This window comes from Corynebacterium lipophilum (assembly GCF_024102595.1).
In the GTDB taxonomy this organism is placed as follows: domain Bacteria; phylum Actinomycetota; class Actinomycetes; order Mycobacteriales; family Mycobacteriaceae; genus Corynebacterium; species Corynebacterium pseudogenitalium.
On record NZ_JAEUWV010000048.1, the window covers coordinates 1 to 983 of the forward strand.

The following is a 983-nucleotide window of genomic DNA, read 5'->3' on the forward strand; positions in this document are numbered from 1 at the left end:
CGCACACTCATCCGCTGGTTCACCTACTTTTGGTTCATCATCGTCCCGTGCAAACCGGACCCGTACCGCGTCTACGACCAGCTCTTTATTGACGGCACCTACTTCCACAAAAAATGCCTGCTTGTCGCTGCAACCAGCGAGCACGTCGTCGCCTGGCACTGGTGCACACGAGAAACCGCCTACGACTACGCCAAACTCTTCGACATGATCGCCGAACCCCTCGTCGTGACCACAGACGGCTCCGGTGGCGCTCACAAAGCCATCAAACAATGCTGGCCAAACGCCTCCATTCAACGCTGCCTCGTCCACGTACGCCGCGACACCATCAAAGACACCACACGCCAACCCACAATCACCGCACACAAAGCACTCCTTCGCCTCGGCAACCAGCTGACCCACATCACCACCCGTGACCAGGCAATCACCTGGGTACTTCGCCTCAACCGCTTCCATGACCTCTACGGTGACTGGCTCAAACAACGCACCTACCGCAACCAAGTCGCCCCAGAAGAGATCCCAAAACGTATCCGCGACAACCAGCAATGGTGGTACACCCATCCCAGAGCCCGCAGAGCCTACCGCCGATTCGAGCGTCTCTACCAACAAGGCCACCTCTTCGTCTGGCTCAACCCACCACACCGCACCACGACCACGCTAAAGACCACCACAAACAGCCTGGAAGGCGGCATAAACGCACAACTAAAACACCTCGCCCGAGCCCACCGCGGCACATTTGACGAACACCAGCGAATCATCATGGACTGGTGGCTCTACCTGCACACCCAACACCACGATGACCCGCTGGCGCTAGCAATCGAGCAAGACTTCGGCCACGCAGGCTACGCACACGCCCGCCAGGCACACATGCGTGAACGCGACCAAGCCAACTCACCCGACGGCCGGCCGAAAGTCTACGACACCGGCATCGACACCGACTTCAACCCCTCCTGGGCCATCCGACACGGCTGGGCAGGACGCTCATA

Annotated in this window: 1 protein-coding gene; it reads left to right on the forward strand. The window is 59.4% G+C overall.

Annotated elements, in window-relative coordinates; genetic code table 11:
* On the forward strand, positions 1 to 983 hold a 983-nt coding region (locus JMN37_RS11255), incomplete at both ends, for an IS1249 family transposase (RefSeq protein WP_252932203.1).